The following is a 4,558-nucleotide window of genomic DNA, read 5'->3' as shown; positions in this document are numbered from 1 at the left end:
CGAAAGGAAGACATCATGGAATCGTTGATTCGAGACTTGAAGCACGCCCTCCGGGGCCTCCTCAAGAACCCCGCCTTCGCCGGCATCGCCATCCTGACCCTGGCCCTGGGGATCGGCGCCAACGCGGCGATCTTCAGCGTGGTCAACGCGGTGGTGCTGCGGCCTCTGCCCTACGACGATCCGGACGAGATCGTCGTGCTGTGGGAGGAGAAAGACGGTCGGCCGTGGACCGTCTCACCGCCCAACTTCCGCGACTGGCAGGAGATGAATCGGTCCTTTGAGTCCATGGCGCTGGTCGATCCGGTGACCCTCACCCTCACCGGCGGCGACGAGCCGGAGCTGCTCCTGGCCATGAAGGTGTCGCACGAGTTCTTCGATGCCCTCGGCGCGCAGCCGGTGGAGGGCCGGGGATTCCGGGCGGAGGAGGAACAGGCCGGAAGGGAGCGGGTGGTGGTGATCAGCCATGAGCTGTGGCAGGGACGTTTCGGCGGCGATCCGGCCATCGTCGGGCAGACCATTCCGCTGAATGCCGACACCTTCGAAGTGGTCGGCGTGATGCCCGAATCGGCTCGCATTCCCTATCTGTCGGATCCTCAGCTTTTCGTGCCGCGCGTCATCACCGAGTATGAAATGACACCGACGGAGCGCGCCACGCGGCTCTTCCGGATCTTGGCGCGGCTCAACGACGGCGTGAGCCTGGAGCAGGCCCGTCAGGACATGGACCGGGTGTCCGAGCGCCTGGCCCAGGAGTACCCTGCCGCCAACAAAGGCTGGAAGGCCGGCATGTCGCTGCTGATCGAGGACAGCCTCGGACCGGTGAAGAAAAACCTCTACTTCCTGTTGGCGGCGGTCGCCGTGGTGCTGTTGATCGCCTGTGCCAACCTCGTCAACCTAGTGTTGGCACGGAGCACCGGCCGCCAGCGGGAGATGGCCTTGCGCATGGCCCTGGGAGCGGATCGCCGGACCCTGGCCCGCCAGATGATGACCGAAACCCTGGTGTTGACGGCGGCCGGCGGAGCCCTGGGCCTGCTGCTGTCCACCTGGGTGCTCAAGATCATGGTGCGCTTCAGCCCGCGCACCATCCTGCGCTTCGAAGAAGTGGGCATCGATGGCCCGGTGCTGCTCTTTACCCTCGGCGCCACGCTGCTGTCGGCGCTGCTCGTCGGCCTGCTGCCGGCCTTGAAGGGAGCGCGCTTCGCCCTGGTGCCGGCGCTCCAGGAAGGCGGCGCCCGCAGCGCCGGTTCGGTTCGCCACAATCGCTTCCGCAACGCCCTGGTGGTGGCCCAGACGGCGCTCCTGATGGTGCTGCTGGTAGCCGGCGGCCTGGTGGCGAAGAGCTTCTACAAGCTGCAGTCCAAGGATCCGGGATTCCAGTCGCAAGACCGGGTGATGATGAGCGTTTCGGTGCCCTCCGCCAAGTATCCGGATCGCGAGGCCATCGCTGAGTTCTACCGCCGCGCCCTCGAACGGGTGCGGGCGATTCCCGGCGTCAAAGAGGCCGGCGGGCTGACCACCCGGCCGCTCAACCTCGGGGGCCTCGAACTGCAGTACTTCGTCGAGGGGCGACCGACGCCGGATCCGGCGGACGTGCCCACGGCGGCCTTCGATCTCGCCACCCCCGGTACCTTCGAAGCCCTCGGCGTGCCGCTCAAAAGCGGTCGCCTGTTCAGCGACCGCGATCGGGTCGACTCACCGCCGGTGATGATCGTCAACGAAACCCTGGCGCAACTGGTGTGGCCGGCGGAGAGCGCCGTCGGCAAGCGCATCAGCACCGCCGGGCCGGCGGGACCCTTCGCCGAAGTGGTCGGGGTGGTGGGCGATGTGCGCGAGTCCGGCATGGAGCTCGATCCGCGTCCGGGCTTCTATAAACCGCATCCGCAGATGGCTTACCCGTTGCCCTACCTGCAGATTGTCGTGTGGGGGGAGCCGGGTCGCGTCGACACCCTGCCGTCAGCCGTCCGCTCGGCCATCTGGGAAGTCGATCCGGACCAGCCGGTGACCCGCAACGTCACCCTCGATCGCTTCGTCGCCGATTCCGTCGGCCGCCAGCGGTTCGTGCTGATCATTCTGCTGGCCTTCGCCCTGCTGGCTTTTCTCCTCGGAGCGATCGGCATCTACGGAGTGGTGAGCTACGGCGTGTCCCAGCGCAAACAGGAGATCGGGGTGCGCATGGCCCTGGGCTCCTCGGCCGGCGGGGTGCTGCGCTGGGTCCTCCAGCGCAGCCTGATCCCGGTGGCCCTGGGGATTGTGCTGGGGATCGTCGTCTCCCTGCTCGCCGGCCGCCTGCTCGAAAGCCTGTTGTTCGAAGTCGGAGCCTCCGACGCGGCGACCATTGTCCTCACCGCCCTGGCCCTCGTCACTGTCGCCCTGGCGGCGATCCTCATCCCCGCCCGCCGGGCCTCGGCGGTGGATCCGGTGATCGCCTTGCGAGATTGAGGGCCGCCCGGTGCCGCCGCCCGTCGGGTAGAACCGTCGGGCGGCAGGCGCCCGGATCTTCTGAAGGACGCACCGGTTTTCCGACGGAGCCGAATGCTAGGCTTCCCGTTCCCATCTCGGTCCTTCGACCAGGGGCTGCAGCGAGATCCGGCTGAATCTTGAGGAGAGATCCATGGCGCGCTATCGGGTGTATCGGGGAAACTGTGTGGCGAGAAGAAGTTCGACCGAGGAGAAGGCCGGCGGGCGGATCGGCTGGATGCTCGCCGCCGCCTTACTGCTGACCTTCGCCGGGCTCGGAGCAGAGGCTCAGATCTCCGCGGCGACGGAGGTGGCGGCCCAAGGTGGCTTCGACGGAGCCATCGGGGTGACCCACGCCGGCGACGGGTCCGGGCGCCTGTTCATCCTGCAGCTCGACGGGGTTATTCGCATCTGGGACGGCACGGAGGTCCTGTCGACGCCCTTCCTGGACATTGAATCCTTGGTCCTGAGCGGTGGGGAACAGGGCCTGCTGGGGCTGGCCTTCCACCCGTCCTACGGCTCCAACGGCTACTTCTACGTCAACTACACGAACCTCGGCGGCGACACCCAGATCGTGCGCTACTCGGTGTCGGCTGCCGATCCCGACGTAGCGGATCCCGCCTCGGCACGGCCGGTCCTGTCCTTCGTGCAGCCGGCGAGCAACCACAATGGGGGCGATCTGCACTTCGGGCCGGACGGGTACCTGATGATCAGCTCCGGGGACGGAGGTTTCGACTGGGCCAACGGGCAAGACGACTCGACCCTGCTCGGAAAGCTGCTGCGGATCGATGTCGACGGCGATGATTTTCCCGCCGATGCGGCGCGGAACTACAGCATTCCGGCAGGCAATCCGCTGATCGGCGTGGCCGGTGCGGCGGAGGAGATCTGGTCCATGGGGCTGCGCAATCCATGGCGTTTCTCCTTCGATCGCCAAACCGGCGATCTCTTCATCGGCGATGTGGGGGAGGGGGGCTTCGAGGAAGTCAACTTCGCGCCGGCGGCCGATGCGGGGACCAACTTCGGCTGGCCTTGCTTCGAGGGAGACCAGGTTTTCGATTCCACGGCGCCCGGCTGCGGCGGGAATCCGGTGTTCGATCTACCCATTCTCGAATTGGCCCACGGCGCTCCGCCGGACAACAACTGCTCGATCATCGGCGGATACCGCTACCGTGGAACGGACTTCCCGGATTTGCGCGGCGTCTACTTCTACAAGGATTGGTGCACCGGCAAGCTCTGGGCGGGCACCGAATCCGGCGGTTCCTGGACGGCGGAACTGGTGGAGACCCTGCCGGGATTCAACTACACCGGATTCGGCGAATCGGACACCGGCGAACTCTACTTAGCCGGAGGGTCGACCCTGCTACGCATCGTCGACCCCACCGCCGCCGCCGACCTGATCTTCCGGGACGGCTTCGAGAGCGGCACCGTATCGGCCTGGAGCAGCGCCGTTCCGTAGCGGTGAAGGGCTGGGAATGTCAGGTCAAGGTATCGTTCGATCCGCCCACGACGTCCCGAGTGCGGAGTACCCTAGCGTCGAAGTCACAGGCACCGTCGCACTGATAGACGAGATTGGCGATGGCGTTGGCGCCGGTCCCAAAGGTGAGCGCCGTGTGGCCGGAGAGGCCCACAGAGCCCGGGCGGCCCATGCGGTGGGGGACGCGGTCCTGAGTGAAGACCACGCCACTGTCATACGGGTAGACGATGGCGGCGAGCATGCCGTTGTCATGATTCAAAAGGTAGCCGGGCTCGACGAAGCCGAGCCCGGTTGCACCGCTCAAATCCTTGCCAATCAATGGTTTGACATTCTCCTGGCCCCGCATAATGAGGGTATGTCTTGGCAGGGACAGCACGTTGGTGTTGCTACACTAGATTCAACTTTCCGATCAACTCATCCATTACCAAGCCCCTGAAGTTGGGTTCGTCATCCTCTCCCAACCCATTCTCAAGCATTTCCTCCAGCAGCACTGAATCGCCCCGGGTCTTTCGGAGGCTGAGTTAGTTGAGTCCCGCAGCGACGGGCTGGTGTTGCTGTTTTCGGTAGTAGTTTGCCTCGTGTTCGACAGGCGGCAGGTAGCCGATGGGTTCGAGAAGTCTCTTGTGGTTG

At 65.6% G+C, this 4,558-nt stretch carries 3 protein-coding genes; 2 read left to right on the top strand and 1 reads right to left on the bottom strand.

What is annotated here, in order from left to right; all coding sequences use genetic code 11:
• Nucleotides 1-15 precede the first annotated feature (15 nt).
• Together AAF481_15460 and AAF481_15455 are read left to right on the top strand one after the other, a co-directional pair.
• On the top strand, nt 16-2,436 hold the full coding sequence (locus tag AAF481_15460; GenBank protein MEM7482573.1) for an ABC transporter permease: 2,421 nt from the start codon (nt 16-18) through the stop codon (nt 2,434-2,436).
• Nucleotides 2,437-2,608: 172 nt separating this feature from the next.
• Nucleotides 2,609-3,910 carry a PQQ-dependent sugar dehydrogenase gene (locus AAF481_15455; GenBank protein MEM7482572.1) on the top strand — a complete coding sequence of 434 codons (1,302 nt, stop codon included), beginning with the start codon at nt 2,609-2,611 and terminating at the stop codon, nt 3,908-3,910.
• Between the two features lie 19 nt (nt 3,911-3,929).
• Here AAF481_15455 and AAF481_15450 read toward each other — a convergent pair whose 3' ends face one another.
• Nucleotides 3,930-4,247, bottom strand: a complete 318-nt coding sequence (locus tag AAF481_15450; GenBank protein ID MEM7482571.1) for a hypothetical protein — start codon at nt 4,245-4,247, stop codon at nt 3,930-3,932.
• Nucleotides 4,248-4,558: the final 311 nt, after the last annotated feature.

This window comes from Acidobacteriota bacterium, assembly GCA_039030395.1.
Classification (GTDB): Bacteria; Acidobacteriota; Thermoanaerobaculia; order Multivoradales; family JBCCEF01; genus JBCCEF01.
This window is presented reverse-complemented; position numbering and strand designations above follow the sequence as displayed.